This window comes from Nocardioides terrae (assembly GCF_900112345.1).
GTDB classification, from domain to species: domain Bacteria; phylum Actinomycetota; class Actinomycetes; order Propionibacteriales; family Nocardioidaceae; genus Nocardioides; species Nocardioides terrae.
This window is the reverse complement of record NZ_FOLB01000006.1, coordinates 1-25,884: the sequence shown is the minus strand read 5'-3', so window position 1 is coordinate 25,884 and position 25,884 is coordinate 1. Positions and strand designations below refer to the sequence as shown.

The 25,884-nt window shown below is 71.7% G+C and carries 24 protein-coding genes and 2 tRNA genes; 2 read left to right on the top strand and 24 right to left on the bottom strand.

All coding sequences use genetic code 11. From position 1 onward, the window contains the following. Positions 1-8: 8 nt before the first annotated feature. Genes ndk through BM236_RS09490 form a run of 3 tightly spaced genes read right to left on the bottom strand, consistent with a single transcriptional unit; the run spans position 9 to position 2,162 of the window. Positions 9-428 (bottom strand): nucleoside-diphosphate kinase, encoded by a 420-nt coding sequence (gene ndk / locus BM236_RS09500; RefSeq protein WP_091122928.1) that lies wholly within the window; start codon positions 426-428, stop codon positions 9-11. Between the two features lie 10 nt (positions 429-438). Then, entirely contained in the window at positions 439-810 is a 372-nt protein-coding gene (locus BM236_RS09495; protein ID WP_245750234.1) for a DUF4233 domain-containing protein, read from the bottom strand. After that, entirely contained in the window at positions 807-2,162 is a 1,356-nt protein-coding gene (locus BM236_RS09490) for a bifunctional folylpolyglutamate synthase/dihydrofolate synthase (protein ID WP_091122924.1), read from the bottom strand. Before BM236_RS09490 ends, BM236_RS09495 begins: the two co-directional genes overlap by 4 nt. 64 nt (positions 2,163-2,226) lie before the next feature. On the opposite strand from BM236_RS09490, the gene valS reads away from it, so the two are divergent. Then, complete coding sequence (gene valS, locus BM236_RS09485; protein ID WP_091122923.1) at positions 2,227-4,875, top strand: valine--tRNA ligase; 2,649 nt, start codon at positions 2,227-2,229, stop codon at positions 4,873-4,875. A 95-nt stretch (positions 4,876-4,970) separates the two neighbouring features. Here valS and BM236_RS09480 read toward each other — a convergent pair whose 3' ends face one another. The 17 genes from BM236_RS09480 to BM236_RS09400 all read right to left on the bottom strand — a co-directional run bounded on the left by BM236_RS09480 (position 4,971) and on the right by BM236_RS09400 (position 22,865). Further along, complete coding sequence (locus BM236_RS09480) at positions 4,971-5,831, bottom strand: hypothetical protein (RefSeq protein WP_091122921.1); 861 nt, start codon at positions 5,829-5,831, stop codon at positions 4,971-4,973. 148 nt (positions 5,832-5,979) lie between these two features. Continuing rightward, positions 5,980-7,272, bottom strand: coding sequence for an ATP-dependent Clp protease ATP-binding subunit ClpX (gene clpX, locus BM236_RS09475; protein WP_091122919.1), 1,293 nt, complete (start codon positions 7,270-7,272; stop codon positions 5,980-5,982). Between the two features lie 146 nt (positions 7,273-7,418). Then, positions 7,419-8,024 carry an ATP-dependent Clp protease proteolytic subunit gene (locus BM236_RS09470; protein WP_091122916.1) on the bottom strand — a complete coding sequence of 202 codons (606 nt, stop codon included), beginning with the start codon at positions 8,022-8,024 and terminating at the stop codon, positions 7,419-7,421. A gap of 17 nt (positions 8,025-8,041) precedes the next feature. Then, positions 8,042-8,647, bottom strand: coding sequence for an ATP-dependent Clp protease proteolytic subunit (locus BM236_RS09465; protein WP_091123319.1), 606 nt, complete (start codon positions 8,645-8,647; stop codon positions 8,042-8,044). 122 nt (positions 8,648-8,769) lie between these two features. Beyond that, complete coding sequence (locus tag BM236_RS09460; protein WP_091122914.1) at positions 8,770-9,546, bottom strand: SDR family oxidoreductase; 777 nt, start codon at positions 9,544-9,546, stop codon at positions 8,770-8,772. Beyond that, positions 9,543-10,712 carry a phytanoyl-CoA dioxygenase family protein gene (locus BM236_RS09455; protein WP_091122912.1) on the bottom strand — a complete coding sequence of 390 codons (1,170 nt, stop codon included), beginning with the start codon at positions 10,710-10,712 and terminating at the stop codon, positions 9,543-9,545. Before BM236_RS09455 ends, BM236_RS09460 begins: the two co-directional genes overlap by 4 nt. A gap of 1 nt (position 10,713) precedes the next feature. Next, positions 10,714-11,706, bottom strand: coding sequence for a Gfo/Idh/MocA family protein (locus BM236_RS09450; protein WP_091122909.1), 993 nt, complete (start codon positions 11,704-11,706; stop codon positions 10,714-10,716). After that, positions 11,703-12,731: an ATP-binding cassette domain-containing protein gene (locus BM236_RS09445; RefSeq protein ID WP_091122906.1), complete on the bottom strand. Its 1,029-nt coding sequence runs from the start codon at positions 12,729-12,731 to the stop codon at positions 11,703-11,705. The genes BM236_RS09450 and BM236_RS09445 overlap by 4 nt, the downstream gene beginning before the upstream one ends. Then, on the bottom strand, positions 12,728-13,762 hold the full coding sequence (locus tag BM236_RS09440; protein ID WP_091122904.1) for an ABC transporter permease: 1,035 nt from the start codon (positions 13,760-13,762) through the stop codon (positions 12,728-12,730). Before BM236_RS09440 ends, BM236_RS09445 begins: the two co-directional genes overlap by 4 nt. A 68-nt stretch (positions 13,763-13,830) precedes the next feature. Then, complete coding sequence (locus BM236_RS09435; RefSeq protein WP_091122902.1) at positions 13,831-14,793, bottom strand: sugar ABC transporter substrate-binding protein; 963 nt, start codon at positions 14,791-14,793, stop codon at positions 13,831-13,833. 41 nt (positions 14,794-14,834) lie between these two features. Further along, a complete protein-coding gene (locus tag BM236_RS09430) occupies positions 14,835-16,328 on the bottom strand; it encodes a CoA-acylating methylmalonate-semialdehyde dehydrogenase (RefSeq protein ID WP_091122900.1) in 1,494 nt (497 codons plus the stop codon). A gap of 17 nt (positions 16,329-16,345) precedes the next feature. After that, complete coding sequence (gene iolD, locus BM236_RS09425; protein WP_091122898.1) at positions 16,346-18,241, bottom strand: 3D-(3,5/4)-trihydroxycyclohexane-1,2-dione acylhydrolase (decyclizing); 1,896 nt, start codon at positions 18,239-18,241, stop codon at positions 16,346-16,348. Beyond that, positions 18,238-19,116, bottom strand: coding sequence for a 5-deoxy-glucuronate isomerase (gene iolB / locus BM236_RS09420; protein ID WP_091122895.1), 879 nt, complete (start codon positions 19,114-19,116; stop codon positions 18,238-18,240). The genes iolD and iolB overlap by 4 nt, the downstream gene beginning before the upstream one ends. After that, entirely contained in the window at positions 19,116-19,952 is an 837-nt protein-coding gene (locus BM236_RS09415; protein WP_091123317.1) for a Cgl0159 family (beta/alpha)8-fold protein, read from the bottom strand. The genes iolB and BM236_RS09415 overlap by 1 nt, the downstream gene beginning before the upstream one ends. A 68-nt stretch (positions 19,953-20,020) precedes the next feature. Continuing rightward, complete coding sequence (iolC, locus tag BM236_RS09410) at positions 20,021-20,983, bottom strand: 5-dehydro-2-deoxygluconokinase (protein ID WP_281247639.1); 963 nt, start codon at positions 20,981-20,983, stop codon at positions 20,021-20,023. Then, positions 20,980-21,864, bottom strand: a complete 885-nt coding sequence (locus BM236_RS09405) for a TIM barrel protein (protein ID WP_245750232.1) — start codon at positions 21,862-21,864, stop codon at positions 20,980-20,982. Before BM236_RS09405 ends, iolC begins: the two co-directional genes overlap by 4 nt. Continuing rightward, a complete protein-coding gene (locus tag BM236_RS09400; protein ID WP_091122893.1) occupies positions 21,861-22,865 on the bottom strand; it encodes a Gfo/Idh/MocA family oxidoreductase in 1,005 nt (334 codons plus the stop codon). The genes BM236_RS09405 and BM236_RS09400 overlap by 4 nt, the downstream gene beginning before the upstream one ends. 124 nt (positions 22,866-22,989) lie before the next feature. Here BM236_RS09400 and BM236_RS09395 point away from each other — a divergent pair, with 124 nt between their 5' ends. Further along, positions 22,990-23,730 (top strand): GntR family transcriptional regulator, encoded by a 741-nt coding sequence (locus tag BM236_RS09395; RefSeq protein WP_091123309.1) that lies wholly within the window; start codon positions 22,990-22,992, stop codon positions 23,728-23,730. A gap of 75 nt (positions 23,731-23,805) precedes the next feature. Here the strand turns inward: BM236_RS09395 and tig are convergent, their stop codons facing one another. The 4 genes from tig to BM236_RS09375 form a co-directional block, all read right to left on the bottom strand. After that, on the bottom strand, positions 23,806-25,212 hold the full coding sequence (gene tig, locus BM236_RS09390) for a trigger factor (protein ID WP_175507626.1): 1,407 nt from the start codon (positions 25,210-25,212) through the stop codon (positions 23,806-23,808). Positions 25,213-25,249: 37 nt separating this feature from the next. Next, a tRNA-Pro gene (locus BM236_RS09385) sits at positions 25,250-25,326 on the bottom strand. A gap of 33 nt (positions 25,327-25,359) precedes the next feature. Then, a tRNA-Gly gene (locus BM236_RS09380) sits at positions 25,360-25,430 on the bottom strand. A 103-nt stretch (positions 25,431-25,533) separates the two neighbouring features. Continuing rightward, on the bottom strand, positions 25,534-25,884 hold a 351-nt coding region (locus tag BM236_RS09375), incomplete at its 5' end, for an integrase core domain-containing protein (RefSeq protein WP_139230071.1).

Sequence of the window (25,884 nt, the reverse complement as noted above, 5' to 3'; positions counted from 1 at the left end):
GACCGGGCTCAGAGGCTCGGGAACCAGATCCCGATCTCGCGCTCGGCCGACTCGGGCGCGTCCGAGCCGTGCACGAGGTTCTGCTGCACGGCCAGGCCCCAGTCGCGGCCGAGGTCGCCGCGGATCGTCCCGGGCGCGGCGGCGGTCGGGTCGGTGGCGCCGGCCAGCGAGCGGAACCCCTCGATCACGCGCTCGCCCTCGAAGACCATGGCGACGACGGGGCCGGAGAGCATGAACTCGACCAGCGGCTCGTAGAACGGCTTGCCCTCGTGCTCGGCGTAGTGCGCCGCGAGCAGCTCGCGGGTCGCCGTGCGAAGCTCGAGGGACACCAGCGAGTAGCCCTTGGCCTCGACCCGGCGGATGACCTCGCCGGTGAGTCCACGGCGGACGCCGTCGGGCTTGACGAGGACGAGAGTGCGCTGGGTCATGGCCCGCAGACTAGTGCTGCGCGTCGTACGCCGCGAAGGCGGCCGCCCGCTCGCGCTCGATCTTGCGCCCCAGGAAGTCGGCCATCCCCCACAGCAGCGCGAAGATCCCGCCGAGCACCCACATGATCCCGACGACGAACCCGAGCGTGATCGCGGCGACCTGGATCGCCCATCCGAGCCCGTAGGCCCAGGGGCGCCGCAGCAGACCGGCGACGATGATGCAGGCGCACATCAGGGTGAGCCCGATGCCCAGCGCCGTGCCCGTCGCGACGTCCGAGACCGCGATCATCACCGGCGTGGTGAGACCGAGCGCGATCGCCTCGAGGGAGAGCACGGCGGCGCACATGCCGCGTCGCGGCGACCTCTCGCGCTCCTCCGTCACTTGACGCCCCCGAGCAGCACCCGCGCCTCGCCCACGGTCACCACGGAGCCCGTCACGAGCACGGCCCCCGACGAGAGGGAGTCGCCCGAGCCCGACTCCGCCAGTGCGGCCGCGGCGTCGATCGCGTCGGCGAGTCGCGGCACCACCGTGACCCGGTCCTCGCCGAAGATCGGGATCGCCACCTCCGCGAGCCGGCTGGCACGCATCGCCCGGTCGGTGGAGTTCTCGGTGACGACCAGGTGCTCGAGGTGCGGCTCGAACGCCGCCAGCACGCCCTCGGCGTCCTTGTCGCCCATCACGCCGATGACGCCGACGAGCGGCGAGAACGAGAAGGAGTCCTCCAACGCCGCGGCCGTCGCCTCGGCGCCGTGCGGGTTGTGGGCGGTGTCGAGGACGATCGTCGGGGACCGCCGGACGATCTCGAGCCGGCCCGGCGAGGTCACCTCCGCGAGCGCGTTGCGGACGATCTCGTCGCCCAGCGGCTCCTCGCCCCCGACGAAGGCCTCGACCGCGGCGAGCGCGACCACGGCGTTCTGCGCCTGGTGGGCGCCGTAGAGAGGCAGGAACACGTCGTCGTACGTCGTCCGCAGACCCTTGAGCGTGACGATCTGGCCGCCGACAGCCGGCGTCCGCGCGACGACGCCGAAGTCGACGCCCTCGCGCACGACCGTGGCGCCGACCTCGCTCGCGCGGGCGAGCAGGACCTCGAGGGCCTCGTCGGGCTGTTCGGCGAGGACCGCGACGGCGCCCGCCTTGATGATCCCCGCCTTCTCGACGGCGATGGCGGCCGGCGTGCCGCCGAGGTACTGCACGTGGTCGATCGAGATCGGAGTGACGACGGCGACGGCGCCGTCGGCGACGTTGGTGGCGTCCCAGGAGCCGCCCATGCCGACCTCGACGATCGCGACGTCGACCGGCGCCTCGGCGAACTTGGCGTAGGCCATGCCGACGACCGTCTCGAAGAACGACAGCGGATGGGGCTGGTCGACGTCCACGAGGTGGAGGTAGGGAGCGATCTCGTTGAAGGCGTCCACGAACGCCTCGTCGGACAGCGGCTCACCGTCGATGGTGATCCGCTCGCTCATCCTCTCCACGTGCGGGCTGGTGAACCGCCCGGTGCGCAGCTCGAGCGCCCGCAGCAACGTGTCGATCATCCGCGAGGTGGACGTCTTCCCGTTGGTGCCGGTCAGGTGGATGACGGAGTAGGCGTGCTGAGGGTCGCCGAGCATCTCGGTGAAGGCGCGGATGCGGTCGAGCGACGGCTCGAGCTTGGTCTCGGGCCAGCGGGACAACAACGCGTCCTCGGCCTCGGCGAAGGTCTGGGCGGGTCGGCCCACGGGAAGTTCAGACATGACCTGCCGAGTCTAGGTGGACTCGTTTCGCGCCGGTGAATGCGTGCGCCCTAGGATTTCGCCCATGACCGAGACCCAGCAGACTGAGCCCCACCCCGCGGGCGCCGAGACGACCAGCGCGGAGCAGCGCGCGGTCGTCGTACCGGAGAAGCCTGCGCTCGAGGGCCTCGAGGCCAAGTGGGCCGAGCGGTGGAAGGCCGACGACACCTACGCCTTCGACCGCACCCAGCCGCGCGGATGCGTCTACTCGATCGACACTCCCCCGCCGACCGTCAGCGGCAGCCTCCACGTCGGGCACGTCTTCTCCTACACCCACCCGGACACGATCGCCCGGTTCCAGCGCATGCGCGGCAAGACCGTGTTCTACCCGCTGGGCTGGGACGACAACGGCCTGCCGACCGAGCGGCGGGTGCAGAACTACTTCGGCGTCCGCTGCGACCCGAGCCTGCCCTACGACGCGGACTTCACCCCGCCGGAGAAGCCCGACCCCAAGAAGCAGATCCCGATCAGCCGCCCCAACTTCGTCGAGCTGTGCGAGCGGCTCGTCGAGGAGGACGAGAAGGTCTTCGAGGAGCTGTGGCGCACCGTCGGCCTGTCGGTGGACTGGAAGCAGACCTACACGACCATCGGCCCGAAGGCGCAGACGGTCAGCCAGCGTGCGTTCCTGCGCAACCTCGCCCGCGGCGAGGCCTACCTGCAGGAGGCCCCGACCCTCTGGGACGTCACCTTCCAGACCGCCGTCGCCCAGGCCGAGCTGGAGGCGCGGGAGTACCCCGGCGCCTACCACCGGGTGGCCTTCCACCGGCGCGACGGCTCCCCCGTCCACATCGAGACCACCCGCCCCGAGCTGATCCCCTCCGTCGTCGCGCTGATCGCGCATCCCGACGACGAGCGGTACGCCGACCTGTTCGGCACCACCGTGACCAGCCCGGTCTTCGGCGTGGAGGTCCCGGTGCTCGCCCACCCCGCCGCCGAGCCCGAGAAGGGCGCCGGCATCGCGATGTGCTGCACGTTCGGCGACCTGACGGACGTCCAGTGGTGGCGCGAGCTGCAACTGCCCGTCCGCACCCTGATCGGGCGCGACGGCCGGATGAGCCGCGAGACCCCGGAGTGGCTCGCCTCGGAGGCGGCGGCGTCGGCGTACGAGGACCTCAAGGGCAAGACCGCCCACAGCGCCCGCGAGGTGATGGTCGCCAAGCTGCGCGAGTCCGGCGACCTCGACGGCGAGCCGAAGCCCACGCAGCGGATGGCGAACTTCTACGAGAAGGGCGACAAGCCGCTCGAGATCGTCGCCACCCGCCAGTGGTACATCACCAACGGCGGCCGTGACGCCGGCCTGCGCGACGACCTGCTCGCCCGAGGTGGCGAGATCACCTGGGTCCCCGACCACATGCACCATCGCTACGACAACTGGGTGGGTGGCCTCAACGGCGACTGGCTCGTCTCGCGCCAGCGGTTCTTCGGCATCCCCTTCCCCGTCTGGTACCGCCTCGACGAGGAGGGCGAGCCCGACTACGCGGACCCGATCCTCGCCACCGAGGAGCAGCTGCCGGTCGACCCCTCAACCGTGGCCCCCGCCGGCTTCACCGAGGAACAGCGCGGCAAGCCGGGCGGCTTCATCGGCGACCCGGACGTGATGGACACCTGGGCGACCTCCTCCCTCACCCCGCAGATCGCGGGCGGCTGGGAGAGCGACCCGGACCTGTTCTCCCGGGTCTTCCCGATGGACCTGGCAACGCAGGCCCACGACATCATCCGCACCTGGCTGTTCTCCCGAGTCGTCCGCTCCCACTTCGAGAACGGCACCTCACCCTGGCACCACGCGCTCATCTCCGGCTTCGTGGTCGACCCCGACCGCAAGAAGATGTCGAAGTCGAAGGGCAACGTGGTCGTCCCCCAGGACATCCTGGAGAAGTACGGCGCCGACGCCGTCCGCTGGCGGGCCGCGATGGCGCGCCCCGGGCTCGACTCGCCCTTCGACGAGACCCAGATGAAGGTCGGCCGACGGCTGGCGGTCAAGGTGCTCAACGCCTCCAAGTTCGTGCTCGACGGCGTGAAGGCCACCGAGCTCAACACCTTCGAGGTGAGCGAGCCGGTCGACTGCGCGCTGCTGGCGCGCCTGAAGACGGTCGTCACCCGGGCGACGGAGGCGTTCGAGGCCTACGACTACACGTCGGCGCTGGAGACGACGGAGAAGTTCTTCTGGGAGTTCTGCGACGACTACGTCGAGCTGGTCAAGGAACGCGCGTACGCCGAGGAGGACAGCTCCGCGAAGGCGTCGGCCAAGGCGACGCTGGCGATCGCGCTGCACACCCAGCTCCGGCTGCTCGCGCCGTTCCTGCCCTACGTCACCGAGGAGGTGTGGTCGTGGTGGCGCTCGGTGAACCCCGAGGGCACCTCGATCCACCTCGCCGCCTGGCCGACCGAGCTCGACCTCGGCTCGGCCGCGGCCGCCGACCCCGGCATCCTCGACGGCGTCGCCGCTGCGCTCGCCGGCCTGCGCGGCGCGAAGTCGCAGGCGAAGGTCTCGATGCGGGCCGAGCTGTCCCGGGCCACGGTGACGGGCCCGGAGGCGCTGGTCGCGGCCGCGGAGATGGCGGCCGACGACCTGCGCAAGAGCAGCCGGATCGTCGGCGAGCTCGCCTTCGTCCCCGACCCGGCCGCGGGCGAGCTGACGGTCGCGGCCGAGCTGGCCGAGCGACCGGCGGAGTGAGCGCTCGTTGAGCGCTCGTTGATCCGACCACCGACAGCGCAACGGCCCGTCACCCCGAGGGGTGACGGGCCGTTGTCGCTGTGGTCCGGGCCGGATCAGTGCCGGTTGCGCCAGCCGTTGCTGCTGGAGGAGTGGCTGCTGGAGGAGTGGCCGTAGTTGCCGTAGCCGCTGCTGGAGGTGTGGCCGTAGCCGGTCCAGGAGTGCCCGAACTCGCTGTTGGTGCTCGACGGGTGGCCGGAGGACGGGCCGAAGCCGATCGGGCCGAGGGAGTGCACGCCGTAGGAGTGTCCGCTCCGGATGCCGGACCCGGCCGGAGCAGACGGAGCGGTCAGACCGAGGTGAGGGTGCAGCCCGCTGACGAGGCCGTGCCGGCCGTCGCCGCGGCCCTGGTCGGCGTCGCGGCCCTTCGTGTGCCCGCTGACCGGAGCGGCCGGGGCCTCCGGGAGGTGCGACGAGATGATCGGGTGCGTCACGGAGAAGACGGGCGGCCGGACCGTGTGGCCGGGCGTGGTCTGACCCGGCGTGGTGTGCTTGACCGGGACCAGCGCCGGAGCGGCCGGGGCCGCGGCAGTCACCGGAGCGGCGGCCGCTGCCGGTGCGCTGGCCGTGGCCTGCTGAGCGCTGCCCACGACATGCTTGGTGCCGACCTCGGCGGACCCGGCGGTGGCGTGCCCTGCCTGGTGCCGGTGGGCCTCAGCGGCGCCGACGCGGGCCGGCTCGTCGACGACCGTCCGCGCGACCGACAGCGCGGTGCGAGCCTTGGTGACGACCTTGGCCTCGGCGCTCAGGATGTCCTGCGGCGCGGGCACGAGGAGGGCGCCAGCGATGACCGCCTGCGTGGGGCGGACGAAGATGCCGGCGAGGGCGTCAGAGCGCAGCGCGTTGACCACGACCACGATGCACGCGATCGAGACGACGAAGAACGCAGCGAGCGGCGCCTTGTGCTGAGAGCTCATCGACGCTCGCCTGCGGGGGTGAGGACGGTGGACACAGAACCATTCTCGCGGCCGAACGGCCCCATCCCTAACGGAAACGGCACAAATGACTCGAAGTGACTAGGTCCTCGGACGTTCGTCAGGCGAACGGCCGACCGAACGTCGTCGCTCAGGCGGACTTCTTCTTCTTCGCCTCGGACTCGCGCGGCACCAGGGTCGGCGCGGCCTCGTCCTCGACCACCTCGCGGGTCACCATGACCTTGCTGATGTCGCCCCGCGACGGCACGTCGTACATCACCTGGAGGAGGACCTCCTCGATGATGGCGCGCAGACCACGGGCACCGGTGCCCCGCTCGAGCGCCTTCTCGGCGATGGCGTCGATCGCCTCGGCGGTGAACTCGAGCTCGACGCCGTCGAGCTCGAAGAGCTTCTGGTACTGCTTGACCAGCGCGTTGCGGGGCTCGGTGAGGATCTGCACCAGCGCCTCACGGTCGAGCTTGCTGACGCTCGCGATGAGGGGAAGGCGGCCGATGAACTCGGGGATCAGGCCGAACTTGGTGAGGTCCTCGGGGCGGACGAGCTTGAGCAGGTCCTCGGCCTGCTTCTCCGCGTGGCCGCGCGGCTCGGCGGTGAAGCCCAGCGTCTTCTTGCCGACGCGCTGCTCGATGATGTGCTCGAGACCGGCGAAGGCACCGCCGACGACGAACAGGATGTTCGTCGTGTCGATCTGGATGAACTCCTGGTGCGGGTGCTTGCGGCCGCCCTGCGGCGGGACCGAGGCGGTGGTGCCCTCGATGATCTTCAGCAGCGCCTGCTGGACGCCCTCGCCGGAGACGTCTCGCGTGATCGAGGGGTTCTCCGCCTTGCGCGCGACCTTGTCGATCTCGTCGATGTAGATGATGCCCGTCTCGGCCTTCTTGACGTCGTAGTCGGCCGCCTGGATCAGCTTGAGGAGGATGTTCTCGACATCCTCGCCGACGTAGCCGGCCTCGGTCAGCGCGGTGGCGTCGGCGATGGCGAAGGGGACGTTGAGCATCCGGGCCAGGGTCTGCGCGAGGTAGGTCTTGCCGCAGCCGGTCGGGCCGATGACGAGGATGTTGGACTTGGCGACCTCGACGGTCTCGTCCTTGGCGTGCTTGCCCGGGCCCGTCGCTCCCGGCTGCAGACCGGCCTGCACGCGCTTGTAGTGGTTGTAGACCGCGACGGCGAGGGACTTCTTCGCCTGCTCCTGGCCGATGACGTAGGAGTTGAGGAACTCGAAGATGTCCTTGGGCTTCGGCAGCTCGTCGAGGCTGACCTCGCTGCCCTCGGAGAGCTCCTCCTCGATGATCTCGTTGCAGAGATCGATGCACTCGTCGCAGATGTAGACGCCGGGGCCGGCGATGAGCTTCTTGACCTGCTTCTGGCTCTTCCCGCAGAAAGAACACTTCAGCAGGTCGCCTCCGTCACCGATGCGTGCCACGGGCGGTCTCCTTCTCCGGGGTGGTGCGGTCGTGCGAGCCGGGATGGCGGATGGGGCTCCCGGCGATCAGCCCCCTGACGGTACCCCGTGTCCGGCCCGATCGGGGGCCAGACACGGGGTTCTGCCTCAGGTACGAAGCGACATGGTCAGGCCAGCGCCGGCGTCTTCAGCGAGCCGAGCACCGTGTCGATCAGGCCGTACTCGACCGCCTGCTGAGCGGTGAGGATCTTGTCGCGCTCGATGTCGCGGCTGACCTCCTCGAGCGAACGGCCGCTGTGGTCGGCGATCATCTTCTCCAGCAGCTCGCGCATCCGGAGGATCTCGTTGGCCTGGATCTCGATGTCGGAGGTCTGGCCGAACGTGCCCTCGGTGTAGGGCTGGTGGATGAGGATGCGGCTGTTGGGGAGCGCCATCCGCTTGCCGTGCTTACCGGCGGCGAGCAGGATCGCCGCCGCTGACGCCGCCTGGCCCATGCACACCGTGGAGACGTCGGGCTTGATGAACTGGATGGTGTCGTAGATCGCCGTCAGCGCGGTGAACGAGCCGCCCGGCGAGTTGATGTAGATGTTGATGTCCTGGTCCGGGTTCATCGACTGCAGGCACAGCAGCTGGGCGATGACCGCGTTGGCCACGTCGTCGCTGATCGGCGTGCCCAGGTAGATGATCCGCTCCTCGAAGAGCTTCGCGTACGGGTCGATCCGTCGGAAGCCGTAGGAGGTGCGCTCTTCCCACTGAGGGATGTAGTAGTTCATGTCTGTCCTCGGCCGGTTCAGTCGTTGGCGTGGGCCGGACGGCCCTCGTCGGATGCCTCGCGGGCACTCGTGATGACCTGGTCGACCAGGCCGTACTCGAGCGCCTCGTGGGCGGTGAACCAGCGGTCGCGGTCGGCGTCGGCGATGACCTGCTCGATCGGCTGACCGGTGTGCTGGGAGATGAGGTCGAGCAGCACCTTCTTGATGTGCAGCGACTGCTGCGCCTGGATCTTGATGTCCGAGGCGGAGCCGCCCATGCCCGACGACGGCTGGTGCATCATGATCCGCGCGTGCGGCAGGGCGTAGCGCTTGCCCTTGGCGCCGGCGCACAGCAGGAACTGGCCCATCGAGGCGGCCAGGCCCATGCCCACGGTCGCGACGTCGTTGGGGATGTAGTTCATCGTGTCGTAGATCGCCATGCCGGCGTCCACGGAGCCGCCGGGGCTGTTGATGTGGAGGAAGATGTCGGCCTCGGGGTCCTCCGCCGACAGGAGCAGCAGCTGGGCGCAGATCGCGTTCGCGTTCGCGTCGCGCACCTCGGAACCGAGGAAGACGATCCGCTCGCGGAGCAGCCGCGAGTAGATGTGGCTGTCGAGATCGGCCGGGCCCGGGCCGCCGCCCATCTGGTGTGAGTCGGCCGGGCGCTCGGCGTGGCTGGAGTTCAGGTTCACGTCGCCGACCCTAGCCGCCCGTCCCGACAGTTCCACGGGTTCACGGGCCCTGTTCGCCGACAGCGGATTTCGGTTCAGTCGTAGGCGCCGACGACGGTCTGGTCCCAGTCGATGACCGAGCCGGTCACGACACCGCTGCGCTCGGAGAGCAGCAGGACCACCAACGCGGCTGCGTCCTCGGGCTCCGCGAGCCGCCCCATCGGGAGCCGGGCGGCCGCCTGCTCACGCCAGTCGTCCCCGGCGTCATGGAAGCGGCGCTGGGTCACGTCCTCCCCCTCGGTGCTCGTCCAGCCGATGTTGACGCCGTTGATCCGGATCCGGTCGAAGCGGTGGGCGTGGGCGGCGTTGCGGGTCAGCGCGGCCAGGCCCGCCTTGCTGGCGACGTAGGGAGCGAGGTAGGGCTGCCCGCCGTGCGCGGAGATCGAGAGGACGTTGACGATCGTGCCCGCCGCTTTGCGGGCGAGCATGTCGCGCACGGCCTCCTGCATCAGCAGGAACGGGCCGCGCAGGTTGACGGCGACGTGCTCGTCGAAGAGCTCGGGCGTGGTGTCGAGCAGCGTGCCCCGCGTGGTGAGACCGGCGGCGTTGACCAGGCAGTCGATGCCGCCGTACGCCGCCACGGTGGCCTGGGCCGCCGACCGCACCTGCGCGGGCTCGCCGACGTCGCAGTGCACGAAACGGACCTCGGCGTCGGGACCCTGGTCGGCCACGAACCGCTCACCGACCTCCGCCCGGCGGCCGGTGACCACCACTCGCGCGCCCTCGGCCAGCGCCGCGCCCGCGATCGCCGCGCCCACGCCCTGGGTGCCCCCGCTGACCAGCACCGACCGGCCCTCGAGGAGCCCGCTCATCGGGTCGCCCGCCGGGCGGCGTAGGCGTCGAGCGACTCCGCGAGCCGGTCCTCGCTCCAGTCCTCGGCCAGAGCCCGGCGCAGCAGGTCGCCCTGGGTCGGCGGCGTGAGCGCGCCGACCGGCTGGTCCAGGTCGAGGTTGGTGGGGAACGGGTAGCCCTCCGCAGCCGCCGCGACGGCAGCGGCGAGCGCCTCGTCGGGCACACCGGCGTCGCGGCGCTGCCGCAGGGCCGGGTGGACGGCCCGCGAGACCCGGTCGCGGTCGACGCTCTCCATCGCCCGGCCGAACGCCGAGGAGACCTGGAGCAGGTTGGCCATCCGCTGGATGCCCTCGGAGACGTTGGACCCGGCGCCGTGCAGGACCGCAGGGTTGAAGAAGACGGCGTCCCCCTTGCGGAGCGGCAGCTGGACGTGATGGCCCGCGAAGTGGTCGCGGAACTCCGGCCGGCGCCAGGCAAGGTAGCCGGCGGCGTACTTCTGCGAGTGCGGGAGGTACATCGTCGGGCCGCTCTCCACGGGCATGTCGCAGTGGGCGACGGCGCCCTGCAGCGTCAGGACGGGCGAGAGCAGGTGGGCGTGGGCCGGGTAGCGCTCGACGACGTCGTCGGCGAGGAAGCCGAGGTGGTAGTCGCGGTGCGGCTCCTGCGCGAGCCCGCCGGGGCGCACGAGGTTCACCTGCGAGGTGACCTGGTAGCCGGGGCCTAGCCAGGCCGTGCTGACCAGGGCGACGAGCTCGTTGGCGTAGTAGTCGACGAAGGTCGCGGGGTCACGGACGGCCAGCTTCTCGAGCGCGTTCCAGATCCGGTCGTTGGCGCCCGGGGCGGCGAAGTGGTCGCCGTGCGCGCCTCCCGCCGCGCGCTCGTCGGCGATGATCCGGTCGAAGACCGCGGTGGCCCGGTCGACCACGTCGTGGTCGGGGAACGCGGCGCGCAGCACGACGATCCCCGGCCCCTCGGCGAGCGCGTGGACCAGCTCGCTCGCGACCGCGTCGTGGCCGGCCTCGGTGGCGAGGCCGTCCCGGAGCCGGGCAGAGTCGTAGACCACGACGCCCTGCTCGATCGTCTCGGCGTGCGGGTAGTCAGCGGCGCGCGTCGGCTCGGAGACGACCTCGACGAGGTCCTCGAGCCGGCAGTCCGCCGCGCGCAGGCGTGAGGTCAGCGGCACCATGTCACCTCCGGTAGAGCTCGGGTCGCTCGTCGGGTACGACGGCCTCCCACGACCCCGAGCGGAGCGACCGCACGCCCGCCTCGGCGGCGACGTTGGCGAGGTAGCCGTCCCAGGCGTCGGGCCCGTCGACGGTGCCCGCCCGGGCCGCGCGTGCCCACGCCGCGAGCTCGAGCCGGTAGGCGTCGGCGAAGTGGGCGACGAAGTCGTCCCTGACCGGCGTGCCCGCGGCGCCCGCGCGACGGACGGTGACCGTGGAGCGCGGCTCCAGCGAGGCGGTCCCGTCCGTTCCGACGACCTCGGTCTGCACGTCGTAGCCGTAGCGGGCATTGACGAAGACCTCGACGCTCGCGAGCGCTCCGGAGCCGAACCGCACGGTGGCCAGCTGCGGGTCGCGGAAGGGCCCGTCGACCGGGGACTCGACGCGTACGGCGGCGATCGGCTGGTCGAGCAGCCACGGCAGCGTGTCGAGCTCGTGGATCATCGAGCCGGTCACCAGGGTGGCGTCGTCGGTGCTGGTGTTGTTGGTCGCGTTGCGGTGCACGGCGTGCACGAGCCGCACCGTGCCGAGGTCGCCCGAGTCGATGACCGCCTTGAGCTCGCGGAAGGCCGGGTCGTAGCGCCTGGTGAAGCCGACCTGGACCAGGCGCCGGCCGGCTGCGACCTCCGCGTCGACGACCCGGCGGGCGCCGGACGCGTCGAGGGCCAGCGGCTTCTCGCACAGCATCGGCCGGCCGGCGGCGAGGCCGGCGAGCACCAGGCCGACGTGGGTGGCGTCGGGGGACGCGACGACGACGGCGTCGACGTCGGCGACCAGCGCCTCCGGGGAGGGCGAGGCGGCCGCCCCCAGCTCGTCGGCGAGCGCCTCGGCGCGCTCCGCGTCGAGGTCGTGGACGGCGACCAGGTCGACCTCGGCGACCGAGGTGGACAGCGTGCGGGCGTGGGCCGCGCCCATCGCACCAGTGCCGATCACCCCCACCCGCAGGCGACCGGTCACGGCGACTCCACGTCCGGCTCGGCGTCGGCAACGTGGTCGGCCTCGCGGTCGGCCTCGTGGTCGCCCTCGACGTCGGCCTTCAGCTCGGCGACCACGGGCGAGGAGTCGCCCATGTCGCGGGCGAGCTCGTGGGCGAGCGACTCCAGCTCAGCGCCGCCGGCCATCATCGAGGTCAGCTCGTCGAGCGTGATCTCGGACTTGGCGTAGTCGCCGATCGACCGGCCGCGCCGCAGCAGCATGAACCGGTCCCCCACCGGATAGGCGTGGTGCGGGTTGTGGGTGATGAAGACGACCCCGAGGCCGCGCTCGCGCGCCTTGGCGATGTACTTCAGCACCACCCCGGACTGCTTGACGCCGAGCGCCGCGGTGGGCTCGTCGAGGATGAGCACGCGCGCGCCGAAGTAGACCGCCCGAGCGATCGCGACGCACTGCCGCTCGCCGCCGGACAGGGTGCCGATCGGCTGGTCGACGTCGCGCAGGTCGATGCCCATCTTGAGCAGCTCGTCGCGCGTGGTCCGCTTCATGAACTCGCGGTCAAGCCGGCGCAGCGGGCCGCGGCCGCGCACCGGCTCGGAGCCGAGGAAGAAGTTCCGCCACACCGGCATCAGGGGGACGACGGCCAGGTCCTGGTAGACCGTCGCGATGCCGAGCGTGAGGGCGTCGCGCGGGCTGTCGAGGTGCTGCTCGACGCCGTCCACCTCGAAGGTGCCCTCGCTGTGCCGGTGCGCCCCGGCCAGGATCTTGATGAAGGTGGACTTGCCCGCGCCGTTGTCGCCGAGGACGCAGGTGACCTCGCCGGCTCGCACCGACGTGGTGACGCCGCGCAGGGCGATCACCCGGCCGTAGCTCTTGCCGAGGTCGGTCACCTCGATGATCGGGGTGCCGGGACTGGGCAGCGCGTTGCCGCGGGCGGCCTCCGCCTCCGCCCTGGCCTGCGCCGTCGCCCACTCGCGCGCCGCCCTGCCGACCCGCTTCCCCGTCGCGCTCACCCGCTCGTCGGTCCCGCCGCTGGTCGGCGTGCTCATCGTGCCTCCTCCGCCCGCTTGCGGACCCACTCGTTGAGCAGCACCGCCGTCAGCAGCATCACGCCGAGGAAGGCCTTGAGCCAGTTGTTGTCCCAGCCGGCGTAGACGATGCCCTGGTTGGCCATGCCGTAGATGAGGGCGCCCAGCGCGGCGCCGATCGCCGACCCGTAGCCGCCCGTCATCAGGCAGCCGCCGACCACGGCGCAGATGATGTAGACGAACTCCTGTCCGACGCCGGTGTTGCTCTGCACCGTCGAGGTCGTGAAGAGCAGCAGCATGCCGACCAGCCAGCCGCAGCCCGCGGTGCCCATGAAGAGCCCGATCTTGGTCTTCGCGACCGGAACGCCGACCTGCCGCGAGGAGTGCTGGGCGCCGCCCACGGCGAAGACCCAGTTGCCGACGCGGGTCCGCATGAGCACCCAGGTGGCCACCGCGGTGACCGCGACCCACCAGACGATCGAGACGTAGAAGGTCCCCCGGCCGATCTCCATCGACGAGCCGAACAGCTTCTGCGGCTGGTCGTAGAACGGGACGTTGCGCATGCCCTGGATGGCGACCTGCCCGATGAGCGCCTTGGTGCCGGCGAGGTCGATGCCCTGCAGCACGAAGAACGTGCCGAGGGTGACGATGAAGCTGGGCAGCCCGGTGCGCATCACGATCAGCCCGTTGACGAATCCGACGGCGAGGGCCAGGGCCAGCGAGACGAGGATGGCGAGCCAGACGTTGAGCCCGTACTCGGTGGTGAGGATGCCGACGACCAGGCCCGCGAAGCCGGTCATCGCCCCGGCGGAGAGGTCGAACTCGCCGCCGATCATCAGCATCGCCACGGCGACGGCCATGATGCCGATCGTCGAGGCGGAGCGCAGCCACGTGGCCGAGCCGGAGAGGGTCGCGAAGACGTCGGTCGTGACGGCGAAGAAGACGAAGATGGCGACCGCGGCGACCAGCGCGCCGATCTCGGGTCGCTTCATCAGACGGCCGAGGGGCGACGTACGGGCGACCCGCTCGTCGGCGGCGGCGATGGTGCTCATGTCGGGAAGTATCCCTTCCGATCCGGTGGCCGGGGAGGTCGCCGCGCGACCTCCCCGACCACCGAGTGTCAGCGAGTGCCGTTCTTGGCGAAGGTGAGGACCTGGTCGGCGTTGTCGGCGGTGATGAACGCCGGGCCGGAGTTGATCGGCTGGCCGCCACCCACGTCGTTGCCGTTGATCGACTTCAGGTAGAGGGTCGTGACGCCGAGGAAGCCCTGCACGTAGGGCTGCTGGTCGACGGCGAAGTCGATCGAGCCGGCCTTGATGTCGTTGATGACGTCCTCGCTGAGGTCGAAGGTCGACACCTTCGCGCTGCTGCCGGACTCCTTGACCGCCGCGACCGCGTCGATCGCGTACTGCCCGCCGAGGGTGAGCACGCCGTCGACCGTCTTGTCGGCCTGCAGCTTGGAGGTGATCGTGGCCTGGACCGCGTTGTCGTCGGTGCCGTCGACCTGGAGGTTGGTGACCTTGCCGCCCTCGGTCTCCGCGACCGCCTTGCAGCGCTCCTCGAGGCCGACGTTGCCGGCCTCCTGGATCACGCAGAGGACGTTCTTGAGGCCCTCGTCCTTGAGCCGCGCGCCGACCGCCTGACCGGCGATCGTCTCGCTCTGCCCGATGTGGGTGATCGCCCCGAACTCCTTCCAGCGGTCGATGCCCGAGTTGATGCTGACCACGGGGATGCCGGCGGCGACGGCGGCCTTGATGCTGGTCTCGAGGCCGTCGGGGTTCGCCATCGAGACGACGATGCCGTCGACCTTGTCGGCCACCGCGCCGTCGATGAGCTGCGACTGCTTGGCCGGGTCGGGGTCGGCGGAGTACTCCACCTTGACGCCGTAGTCGTCCCCGGCACGCTCGGCACCGGACTTGACCCGGTCCCAGAACGCGTCGCCGGAGGAGCTGTGGGTGATCACCGCGTAGGTGAGGTCCTTGGTCTTCTTGGTCGCCCCCGAGTCCTCCTTGCCGGTGCCGCTGCACGCGGCGAGGAGAAGAGCGGCCACGGCGATCGCGCCGGTGACCTGCAGTTTCTTCATCGGTGTGTTCCTTCTTCTCTGGTTTTCCGGGACGGCCCGGCCTAGGAGTTGGTCGGGAAGTGGAAGCTGGCGTCGGCGGGGTGCGACACCTGGGGCCAGCGTGCCGTGACGACCTTGGCCCTGGTGTAGAACGACACGCCTTCGGGGCCGTGCACGTGCTTGTCGCCGAACAGCGAATCCTTCCACCCGCCGAAGGAGTAGTACGCCATCGGCACGGGGATCGGGACGTTGACCCCGATCATCCCCACGTGGACGCCGCGCTGGAAACGCCGCGCCGCCTCGCCGCTGGCGGTGAAGATCGCGGTGCCGTTGCCGTAGGGGTTGGCGTTGATCAGCGCGATCGCCTCGTCGACGTCGTCGCTGCGCACTACGGAGAGGACCGGGCCGAAGATCTCCTCGGTGTAGACGTCCATCTCCCGGGTGACGCGGTCGATCACCGTCGGGCCCACGAAGAAGCCCTCCTCGAAGCCCGGGACGACGAGCTCGCGGCCGTCGACGACGACGTCACCGCCCTGCCGCTCGCCGGCGCCGATCAGGTCCACGATCCGGTCCCGGGCCGCGGCCGTGACGACGGGGCCCATCTCGCTGGCCGACGTACGGCCGGAGCCGACGACGACCTTGCGCGCCTTCTCGGCGACCGCGTCGACGAGGGCCTCGCCGCTGCGCCCGACCGCGACCGCTGCCGAGATCGCCATGCAGCGCTCTCCCGCGGAGCCGAACGCCGCGGCGACCAGGTGGTCGGAGACGTAGTCGAGGTCGGCGTCGGGCAGGATCACAGCGTGGTTCTTGGCACCACCCAGGGCCTGGACCCGCTTGCCGCTCTGGCTGGCTCGGGTGTGGATGTAGCGGGCGATCGGCGTGGACCCGACGAAGCTCACCGCGGCGATGTCGGGGTGGTCGAGGATCGCGTCGACGGCGACCTTGTCGCCGTGCACGACGTTGAAGACGCCGTCCGGCAGCCCGGCCTCACGCCAGAGCTCGGCGATGATCAGAGACGCCGATGGGTCGCGCTCGCTCGGCTTGAGGATGAAGGTGTTGCCGCAGGCGATGGCCACCGGGAACATCCACATCGGGACCATGGCCGGGAAGTTGAACGGCGTGATGCCCGCGACGACGCCGAGCGGCTCGCGGAAGGAGAAGAGGTCGACGCCCGTCGAGACCTGGTCGGAGTAGTCGCCCTTGAGCAGGTGCGGGATGCCGCAGGCGAACTCGACCACCTCCAGGCCGCGCTGGACCTCGCCGCGCGCGTCGGAGAGGACCTTGCCGTGCTCGTCGGTGATCGCCTCGGCGAGCCGGTCGACGTTGGCGGCCACCAGGTGCCGGAACTCGAAGAGCACCTTGGTCCGGGCGCTCAGCGAGGTCTGCGACCAGGAGGCGAACGCCTCCTTCGCGACGGCGACGGCCCCGTCGACCTCGGCCGCCTCGGCCAGCAGCACGTCGGCCTCGTGCCGGCCGGTCGCCGGGTTCCACACGGGCGCGGTGCGCGTTGAGCCGCCGACGGACGTGCCGCCGATCCAGTGCTCGATGGTCCTCACGTTGTCTCTTCCTCCACTCACAGGTACGGCCTCTGCCGCAGCTTGTTCTCGTCGTACGTCGTCCGGGCGGCGCGGGTGGTGTCCAGCTCCGCGACCTCGGCGACCGGCACATCCCACCATGCGTCGCTGGCCGGACCCGGGATGTCGGGGTCGGTCTCGACATGGACGACGACCGGGCCGTCGTCGCCGGCCTTGGCCTCGGCCAGCGCCTCCCGCAGCTGCGCGATGCCGTGCGCGCGCAGCACGCGGGCACCCAGGCTCTCGGCGTTGGCGGCCAGGTCGACCGGCAGTGCGGGCCCGTCGAGGCGACCCGTCGCCGGGTCACGGTAGCGGTAGCGGGTCCCGAACCGCTGCGAGCCGACCGACTCCGAGAGCGCGCCGATCGAGGCGAAGCCGTGGTTCTGCACGATCACGACGATGATCTTCTGCCGTTCCTGGACGGCGGTGACCAGCTCGGAGGCGAGCATCAGGTAGGACCCGTCCCCCACCAGCACGAACACGTCGCGGTCGGGGGCCGCCATCCGCACCCCGAGGCCGGCCGCGATCTCGTAGCCCATGCAGGAGAAGCCGTACTCGACGTGGTAGCCCTTGGGGTCCCTCGTGCGCCACAGCCGGTGCAGGTCGCCGGGCATCGACCCGGCGGCGTTGACGACGACGTCGCGCGGCCCGGCCGCCTCGTTGACCGCGCCGAGCACCTCGGTCTGGGCGGGCAGCCCGTCGCCGCCGCCCTTCGGGTGGTACGCCGCCTCGACCACCGCGTCCCACTCGGCGGCCAGGCCGCGGACGCGCTCGCGGTAGTCGGCTCCGGTGTCGTGGCCGGCCAGCGTCTCGGTGAGCCCGAGGAGGCCCTCGCGGGCGTCGGCGACCAGCGCCAGGCCGGCGTGCTTGTGAGCGTCGAGGCCGGCGACGTTGAGGTTGACGAACCGGACGTCGGCGTTGGCGAAGACGCTGCGCGAGGCGGTCGTGAAGTCGCTCCACCGGGTGCCGATCCCGAGCACGACGTCGGCCTCGCGGGCGACTGCGTTGGCGGCGGTCGTGCCGGTGGCGCCGACGGCGCCGAGGGCGAGCGGGTGGTCGTGCGGCAGTGCGCCCTTGCCGGCCTGCGTCTCGGTTACGGGGATCCCGGTGGCCTCGACGAAGGCGCGCAGCGCGTCGGTCGCCTCGCTGTAGATGACGCCGCCGCCCGCGACGACCAGTGGGGTCTTCGCCGCGCGCAGCAGCTCGGCGGCGCGCGCGAGCATCTCGCGCTCGGGCGCCGGCCGGGCGACGTGCCACACCCGCCGGGCGAAGAGCTCCTCGGGCCAGTCGTGCGCCTGGGCCTGGACGTCCTGCGGCAGCGCGATCGTCACGGCGCCGGTCTCGACCGGATCGGTGAGCACGCGCATGGCGCCGAGGAGAGCCTGGGGAAGCTGCTCGGGGCGCCACACCCGGTCGAAGAAGCGCGACACCGGACGCAGCGTGTCGTTCACGGAGACGTCGTACGTCGCCGGCGACTCGAGCTCCTGCAGGACCGGGCCGCTGACCCTGGTCGCGAACACGTCGCCGGGCAGCAGCAGCACGGGGATCCGGTTGATCGTCGCGAGGGCGGCGCCGGTCACCATGTTCGTCGCGCCCGGCCCGATCGAGGTGGTGCAGGCCAGGGTCGAGAGCCGGTTGCGCATCCGGGCGTAGCCGACGGCGGCGTGGACCATGCCCTGCTCGTTGCGGCCGGTCCAGTAGGGCAGCCCGCCCGCACTGTCGCCCGCGGACCCACGGACCTCCTCCTCCAGCAGCGCCTGGCCGACACCGGCGACGTTGCCGTGCCCGAAGATGCCGAAGCACCCGGCGACCAGACGCTGCTCGACCCCGTCGCGCTCGGACCACTGCTGGGACAGGAAGCGCACCAGGGCCTGGGCCACGGTGAGCCTGATCATCCGGTCACGCTCCTCTCCGCCGGCCCGGTGAGCGGCAGGCGCGGGTCGACCGGAGCGTCCGCCCAGGTCTCCCGGATCCAGGCATGCTCGGGATCGTCGCAGATCAGCCACTCGCGCGCACCGGGGCCCGCCATCACGTTGAGGTAGTAGAGGTCGTGGCCCGGAACGGCCATCGAGGGGCCGTGCCAGCCGTGCGGGATGGTGACCACGTCACCGCTGCGGATCTCGACCAGGAGGTCCTCGGGCCGCTCCTCGGTGCCGTAGACCCGCTGGTAGGCCATGCCCCGCCGCCCCTCGGGTCCGGGCGCGACCTCGAAGTAGTAGATCTCCTCCAGCACGCTCTCCACGCCGGGGCGGTCCTCGTCGTGCTTGTGCGGCGGGTAGGAGGACCAGTTGCCGGCCGGCGTGAGCACCTCGACGACGATCAGCCGGTCGCAAGCGAAGGTGTCGGCGGCCGCGATGTTGTTGACCTGCCGGCTGCAGGAACCCGCGCCGCGCAGCTCCACCGGGACGTCGCCCGCGCGTCCGTAGCGCGCCGTGAGCCGCTGCTCGCACCGTGCCGAGGGCACCGAGAAGCGACCGCCGCTCGCGCTGGTCACGACGACGTCGGCGTCGCGCGGGACGTAGGCGAAGTCGCTCACCCGGCTGAAGACGCTGTCGCGGCCCTCGAGGTCGAAGGCCTCCCCGTCGCACTCGACCCGGCACGAGCCGGCCAGCGGCAGGACGAGGGCCTCGGCGCCGCCGGTCGTGAAGGAGACCGAGCCGCCGGGGGCGAGGGTGAGGACCTGCAGGCCGGAGCGGTCCCACCCGGCCTCCTCGGGGCCGACGGAGTCGGGGGCATCGAAGTGCCGGGCGCCCGGCTGCCGGGTGGCCATCAGATCATCCCCACGGTCCGGTCGACGGCCGTCGCGACGTCGCCGTCGGGCGGGTAGAGCAGCGCCCGGCCGACGGTCATGCCGATCACCGTCGGCAGCGCCAGGGCACGCTTCCAGCGCGCCATCGCCTCCGCGTCGTCGACCCGGGTCTCGCCGCCGAGCAGGTGGATCGGCAGCGTCGTCGCCGCGGCCACCTGCTCCATCTCCTCGATGACCGGCAGCTTGAGCCAGGTGTACGCCGACGTGGCGCCGAGGCCGGCGGCGACCGTCGCGCTCCGGACCACCGCCTCCGCGGACAGGTCGTTCTTCACCCGGCCCTCGACCCGGTGGGAGATGAAGGGCTCCACCATGGCCAGACGGCCGCGCCGGGCCAGCGCGCTCACCGCCGCGGCGCAGGACTCCAGCGTCCGCGGCGTGGCGAGGTCGTCGGGGTCGATGCGGAGGAGCATCTTGCCGCCGTCGAGCCGCGCGGCGGCGACCGCGTCGGCGTCGTAGCCGGTCATCCGGTCGTCGATCTCGAAGGCGGTGCCGGCCAGCCCGCCACGGTTCATCGACCCGAGGACGACCTTGCCCTCCAGCGCCCCGAGGAGGAGCAGGTCCTCGACCAGGTCCGGCGTGCCCATGAACCCGTCGATCCCGGGTCGGCCGAGGGCGACGACGAGCCGGCTCAGCAGCTCGCCACGGTCGGCCATCGCGAGCGGGTCGGCGCCGACGCGGAGCACCCCTCGCGCGGTGTGGTCGGCGGCGATGAGCATGAGCTTCCCGGTCGCGCCGACCAGCCCCTCGGCGGCGCGGCGGTCCGCATAGGCCCGGGCGATCGCCCCGGGGTCGTCCATCCGGACGGAGACGAGCCGGCGCACCAGCTCCCCCGTGCTGTCGGCCGGCGGTCCGGCGGGCAGGTCGGTCACCGAGGGGCTCCTTCCCCGAGCAGCTGCTCGACCTGGGCCGAGGTCGGCATGACGTCGGCGCAGGCGAGCTGGCCGGCGACGTACGCCCCGGCCGCGTTGGCGAAGCGGAGGACGCGCTCGAGCGGCCAGCCCGCCAGCAGGCCGTGGCACAGGGCGCCGCCGAAGGCGTCGCCCGCGCCGAGCCCGTTGACGACCTCGACGGGCACGGGCGGGACCTCGACCGACCCCGACGCGTCGTCGACGCCGAGCACCCCGCGGGGGCCCTGCTTGACGACCGCGACCCGCACGCCGCGCCCCCTCAACGCGGCGGCGGCGCGGACGGGGTCGGCCTCGCCGACGGCGACCTCGCACTCCTCGCGGTTGCCGACCGCGACGGTGACGTGCCCGAGGGCGCGGTCCACCTGCGCGGAGGCCTCCGCCTCCGACGTCCAGAACATCGGGCGGTAGTCGAGGTCGAGGACGGTCAGACCGTCCGGGTTGACCCCGGCCCGGTGCTCGAGGGCGGCGAGGGTAGCGCTCCGACTGGGTTCCTGGCACAGGCCGGTCACGGTGACCCAGAAGACGCCGGCACCGGCCACCGCGTCCAGGTCGAGCTCGTCGACCCGGATCTGCAGGTCGGGGGCGGTCGGCGTCCGGTAGAAGTAGAGGGGAAAGTCGTCGGGCGGGAAGATCTCGCAGAAGGCGACGGGCGTCGGCAGGTCCGGGACCGCGCTGACGTAGCGGTCGTCCACGCCGAACCCGCGCAGCGCCTCGTGCACGAAACGGCCGAACGGGTCCTCCCCCGTGCGGGTGATCACCGCACTGCGCCGGCCGTGGCGGGCGGCCGCGACCGCGACGTTGGTCGGGCTGCCGCCGAGGAACTTGGCGAAGGTCTTCACCCGCTCCAGCGGCACCCCCACCTCCTCGGGGTAGATGTCCGCGCTGACCCGCCCCATCGTGAGCACGTCCAGGTCCGTCACGGCGCGACCGCCCTCAGATACTCCAGCGACGCACGTACGTCGGCCAGCGGGCCCTCGCCCTCGGGGGCGCCGTCGAGCACGGTGTCCTGCTCCATGACGTACCAGCCGCGGTAGCCGGCCGACTCGAGCGCGCCGACGATGCCGGCGATGTCGACGTCACCCTGGCCGAGCGGCCGGTAGAGCCCCCGCCGGACGGCGTCGTGGTAGCTCAGCCCGCCGGCGCGGACGCGCTCCGCGGTGGCGGCGTCGACGTCCTTGAGGTGGACGTGGCGGACCCGCTCGCCCGCCTCCCTGGCCAGCGCCACGGGGTCGGTGCCGCCGACGATCAGGTGACCGGTGTCGAGGGTGAGCCCGATCGAGCTGCCCTCGAGCACCCGCTCGACCTCGCCGCGGGTCTCCACGAGGGTGCCGACGTGCGGGTGCAGGGTGGCCTCGATGCCGCGGTCGGCGGCCGCGTCCGCGAGCCGGTCCAGGTTGACCAGCAGCGTCTTCCACCGGGCCTCGTCGAGCACCGGCCGGGCGTCGTACCCGTCCTGGCCGGAGGCCGCGGCGAGCACCAGCGTGGTCGCGCCCGCCGCGGTGAAGTGGCCCAGCGCCTGCTCCACCTGCGGGACCGGGTCGACGGCGTCGTCGGCGAGCACGACCGGGACGAACCCGCCGACCGCCGTCATGCCGTGTCGTGCGAGCAGGTCGGCGGCCGCGGCCGGGTCGGCCGGGAGGAAGCCGTCGGGGCCGAACTCGGTCGCGGCCAGCCCCAGACCGCCCATCTCGGCGAGCACCCGCTCGGGCGCCAGCTGGTGGCCCCAGCCCGGGACCTCGCACACACCCCACGAGATCGGTGCGCCGGCGATCCGCCGCTCCAGACCCGTCCCGGGACTCACGACTTCCTCACCTCCGCCACCTCCACGGTGCGCCCCTCGGTCCGGGACCGGGTCGCCGCCTCGGCGACGTAGAGCGCCTCGAGGGCCTCCTCGACCGGGCACGGGCTCGCTCCCCGGTCGCGCACCAGGTCCACGAACGCACCGATCTCGGCGGCGTACGCCGGCCCGAACCGCTCCCAGAAGGTGGGGTGCGGCGCCCCGGCCGGGAAGTCGACCCCGGGCTCGGCCGACCACAGGGCGGCGTGATCGTCGAGCCCGACCGCGGCGGTCCCGGCCGTGCCGGCCACCTCGAGGCGGACGTCGTAGCCGGCGCCGTTGTAGCGCGAGCCGTGGACGGTGCCGAGCGTGTCGTCGTCGAGCCGGATCGTCACGACCGTCTCGTCGACGTCGCCCGCGGCGGCGAAGAACGCCGCACCCCGGTTGACGCCGAGCGCCGTCACCTCGGTGATCTCCCGGCCGGTAACCCAGCGGATCGCATCGAAGTCGTGGATGAGGCAGTCGCGGTAGATGCCGCCGCTGGTCGGGAGGAACTCGGCCGGCGGCGGCAGCGGGTCGGCGGTGAGGGCGTGCAGCCGCCGCAGCTCCCCGAGCCGGCCGCTGCGCAGCTCGTCGCGGGCGGCTGCGTACCCCGCGTCGAAGCGGCGCTGGAACCCGATCTGCACCGGCACGCCGGCGGCCGCGACGGCGTCGCGCACGCGCAGGGTCCCCGCGACGTCGAGCGCGACCGGCTTCTCGCAGAAGACCGGCGCGCCCGCCTGCGCCCCGCGCACGATGAGGTCGGCGTGGCTGTCGGTCGGCGTGGCGATGACGATCCCGTCCACGCCCGTCCGGAGCACCTCGTCAAGCGACTCGACGGCCGTCACGCCCAGTCGCTCGGCGGCGGCTCGCGCACGGGCGGGGTCCGCGTCGGCGACGAGGACCGACTCCACCTCGGGGTGCCGGGCGACGACGGCGGCGTGCGAGGCGCCGATCCTGCCGACACCGAGGAATCCGATCCGCATCAGCTCTCCTGCTCGATCGTCGAGACGCTCACCACAGGCATGTTTCTAGTGCTCGCGCCGGCGGTGGTCAATGCTTTGTCAGGACATACTGACTATTTGACATGTGACCGCCTACGATGCCGCCATGACCGAGGGACTCAGGCTCAGCGTCGACCGGCGCAGCCCGGTCCCGCTCTACCACCAGGTGGCCACCCAGCTCGCCGACGCGATCGACGCCGGGACGCTGGCCGCCGGCACGAAGCTCGACAACGAGATCGCGCTGGCGGACCGGCTCGGGCTCTCCCGGCCGACCATGCGCAAGGCCATCGAGGAGCTCGTCGGCAAGGGCCTCCTCGTCCGCAAGAGGGGCGTCGGCACCCAGGTCGTCCACGGCCGGGTCCGCCGCGAGCTGGAGCTGACCAGTCTCTACGACGACCTGTCCGCGGCCGGCAAGCGGCCACGCACGGCGGTGCTGCTCAACCGGGTCGAGCCCGCGCCCGCCGAGGTCGCCGAGGAGCTGGGCGTCGCGCCCGGCACGGACGTACGCCGGCTGGAGCGGCTGCGCCGCGCCGACGGCGCCCCGCTCGCGGTGCTCCGCAACTGGCTGCCCGCCGACCTCCTGGAGCTCGAGGACGGAGAGCTGGAGGAGCACGGGCTCTACGAGCTGCTGCGCCAGCGCGGCACCCACCTTCGCATCGCCCGGCAGCGGATCGGCGCGCGCGGCGCGAGCGCCGACGAGGCGGCCCTGCTCGACCTCAGGCCCGACCACGCCCTGCTGACCATGCAGCGGACGGCGTACGCCGACTCGGGCCGGGCGGTCGAGTACGGCGACCACTGCTACCGGCCCGACTCCTACTCCTTCGAGGTCACCGTCGTCGAGCGGTGACCCGGACCCGGCGCGGAAGTGGCACGACGCCCGGCCCCTGCGGGACCGGGCGTCGGCGAGGGGCTCAGCGGAGCGTCACTCGGCGTCCGTGGCGGCGGCCTCGCCGGTCGCCTCGTCGGTGACCTCGGCGTCGTCGGCCTGGGCCGCCGGGTCACCGATGCTGCCGTCGGGGAGCAGGTTCTTCAGCTCCACGACGTTGCCCGACTTGTCCTTCACCGTGGCGGTCTCCACGATCTGCGCGAGCGCCTTGCCCCGGACGATCTCGGCGGCGTACTCCTGCAGGTGGTGCGGGTGCTCCTGGATGTGGGAGAACGCCTGCTGCGGGTCCTGGCCCTGGCTCTGGGCCTGGCGCAGGATGTAGCCGGTGAGGTCCTCGTTGGTGACCTCGAAGTCCTGGGTCTTGGCGATCTCGTCGAGCAGCATCTGGGCGACGATCGCGTCGCGGACACGCCGCTCGAGGTCGGCCTCGAACTCCTCGACGGTCTGGCCCTCGTCCTCGAGGTACTTCTCCATCGTCATGCCGGCGAACTGGAGCTGCTGCTCGATGTTCTCGCGACGGGCGTTGAGCTCGTCGGTGACCAGCGTGTCGGGCAGCGGGACCTCGACCTTCTCGAGGAGCGCCTCGAGGACGGCGTCGCGGGCGGCGGCGGCCTGCTCGAGGCGCTTGCCGCGACCGAGGCGCTCGCGCACGTCGGCCTCGAGCTCGGCGAAGGTGTCGAACTCGCTGGCGAGCTGGGCGAAGTCGTCGTCGGCCTCCGGGAGCTCCTGCTCCTGGACCTGGGTCACCTTGACGGTCACCTCGACCTCCTGGCCGATCAGGTCGCCACCGACGAGCTGGCTGGTGAAGGTGGCCTCGTCGCCGGCCGAGAGACCGGTGATGGCCTCGTCGAGCCCGTCGAGCATGCCGCCCTTGCCGACCTGGTAGCTCATGCCGCTGACCTCGGCGCCCTCGACGGTCTCGCCGTCCTGACGGGCGACCAGGTCGAGGACGACGAAGTCGCCGTCGGCGGCCGCGCGCTCGACGTCCTTCAGGGTGCCGAAGCGCTCGCGGAGCGCCTGGACCTGCTCGGCGACGTCCTCGTCGGTGACCTCGAGGTCGTCGACCTCGGCGGTCAGGTCGTCGTACGCCGGCACGGTGATCTCGGGACGGATGTCGACCTCGGCGGTGAACTCGAGGGGGCCGTTGTCCTCGTACTTGGTGACCTCGACCTCGGGCTGCGCCAGCGGGGTCAGGTCGTTCTCCTGCATCGCCTCGGCGTACTTGAGGTTCAGGATGTCGTTGAGCGCCTGGTCACGGGCGGCGCCGGGGTACTGGCGCTCGATGACGGCCGCAGGCACCTTGCCCTTGCGGAAACCGGGGACGTTGATCGACTGCGCGATCTGCTGGTATGCCTTGTCGAGGCTCGGCTTGAGCTCCTCGAAGGGCACCTCGACGGTCAGCTTGGCCCGGGTCGGGCTCAAGGTCTCGACGGCGCTCTTCACAGGTTTCTCCTCTAGTTGGACTGAACATGATGAAGCTTGGTCGGGGCGACAGGATTTGAACCTGCGATCTCCTGCTCCCAAAGCAGGCGCCCTACCAAACTAGGCCACGCCCCGATGAGGGCTGACGCGCGAGAGCGCCCTCCTCCGAGCGGATGACGGGAATCGAACCCGCGTAATCAGTTTGGAAGACTGAGGCTCTACCATTGAGCTACATCCGCGCGCCGCCCGCTCAGGCGGGCAACCTGCGAAATGGTGCCACACCGGGCGGGCAAGTCCCCAACCGGCCGGGCCCGGCGACGAGCGGCTAGATGTACCCGGCCATCAGGTTGGTGACAGGCGGCTGATCGGCGGTCGTCCTCCGAGTGCGCTGTGGCGACGTTCAGTGTTGTAGTGCTCGAGCCAGGGTGCAAGGGCTGCTGCCCGGTCGGCGTTGCTGGTGAAGACCTGGCGGTAGGCCCACTCGGTAGCCAGGGTGCGGTTGAGGCGCTCTACCTTCCCGTTCTGCCACGGGCAGTGGGGCTTGATGAACTTCTGCTGGATGCCGTGCTCGGCGCAGACAGCTCGAAGCGACCAGCGGTAGGCCCAGGCGTTGTCGGTCATCAACCGTTCGATCCGGGCGATGCCGTGAGCAGCGAAGTAGTCGATCGCCCTGACGAGGAACGCTGCACAGGT

Excerpts from the sequence above, each read along its gene's own strand:
- ndk (WP_091122928.1), bottom strand. The coding sequence starts at position 428 with ATGACCCAGCGCACTCTCGTCCTCGTCAAGCCCGACGGCGTCCGCCGT.
- BM236_RS09490 (WP_091122924.1), bottom strand. The coding sequence starts at position 2,162 with ATGTCTGAACTTCCCGTGGGCCGACCCGCCCAGACCTTCGCCGAGGCC.
- valS (WP_091122923.1), top strand. The coding sequence starts at position 2,227 with ATGACCGAGACCCAGCAGACTGAGCCCCACCCCGCGGGCGCCGAGACG.
- BM236_RS09480 (WP_091122921.1), bottom strand. The coding sequence starts at position 5,831 with ATGAGCTCTCAGCACAAGGCGCCGCTCGCTGCGTTCTTCGTCGTCTCG.
- BM236_RS09470 (WP_091122916.1), bottom strand. The coding sequence starts at position 8,024 with ATGAACTACTACATCCCTCAGTGGGAAGAGCGCACCTCCTACGGCTTC.
- BM236_RS09465 (WP_091123319.1), bottom strand. The coding sequence starts at position 8,647 with ATGGGCGGCGGCCCGGGCCCGGCCGATCTCGACAGCCACATCTACTCG.
- BM236_RS09460 (WP_091122914.1), bottom strand. The coding sequence starts at position 9,546 with ATGAGCGGGCTCCTCGAGGGCCGGTCGGTGCTGGTCAGCGGGGGCACC.
- BM236_RS09455 (WP_091122912.1), bottom strand. The coding sequence starts at position 10,712 with ATGGTGCCGCTGACCTCACGCCTGCGCGCGGCGGACTGCCGGCTCGAG.
- BM236_RS09445 (WP_091122906.1), bottom strand. The coding sequence starts at position 12,731 with ATGAGCACGCCGACCAGCGGCGGGACCGACGAGCGGGTGAGCGCGACG.
- BM236_RS09440 (WP_091122904.1), bottom strand. The coding sequence starts at position 13,762 with ATGAGCACCATCGCCGCCGCCGACGAGCGGGTCGCCCGTACGTCGCCC.
- BM236_RS09435 (WP_091122902.1), bottom strand. The coding sequence starts at position 14,793 with ATGAAGAAACTGCAGGTCACCGGCGCGATCGCCGTGGCCGCTCTTCTC.
- iolD (WP_091122898.1), bottom strand. The coding sequence starts at position 18,241 with ATGATCAGGCTCACCGTGGCCCAGGCCCTGGTGCGCTTCCTGTCCCAG.
- iolB (WP_091122895.1), bottom strand. The coding sequence starts at position 19,116 with ATGGCCACCCGGCAGCCGGGCGCCCGGCACTTCGATGCCCCCGACTCC.
- BM236_RS09415 (WP_091123317.1), bottom strand. The coding sequence starts at position 19,952 with ATGGACGACCCCGGGGCGATCGCCCGGGCCTATGCGGACCGCCGCGCC.
- BM236_RS09400 (WP_091122893.1), bottom strand. The coding sequence starts at position 22,865 with ATGCGGATCGGATTCCTCGGTGTCGGCAGGATCGGCGCCTCGCACGCC.
- BM236_RS09395 (WP_091123309.1), top strand. The coding sequence starts at position 22,990 with ATGACCGAGGGACTCAGGCTCAGCGTCGACCGGCGCAGCCCGGTCCCG.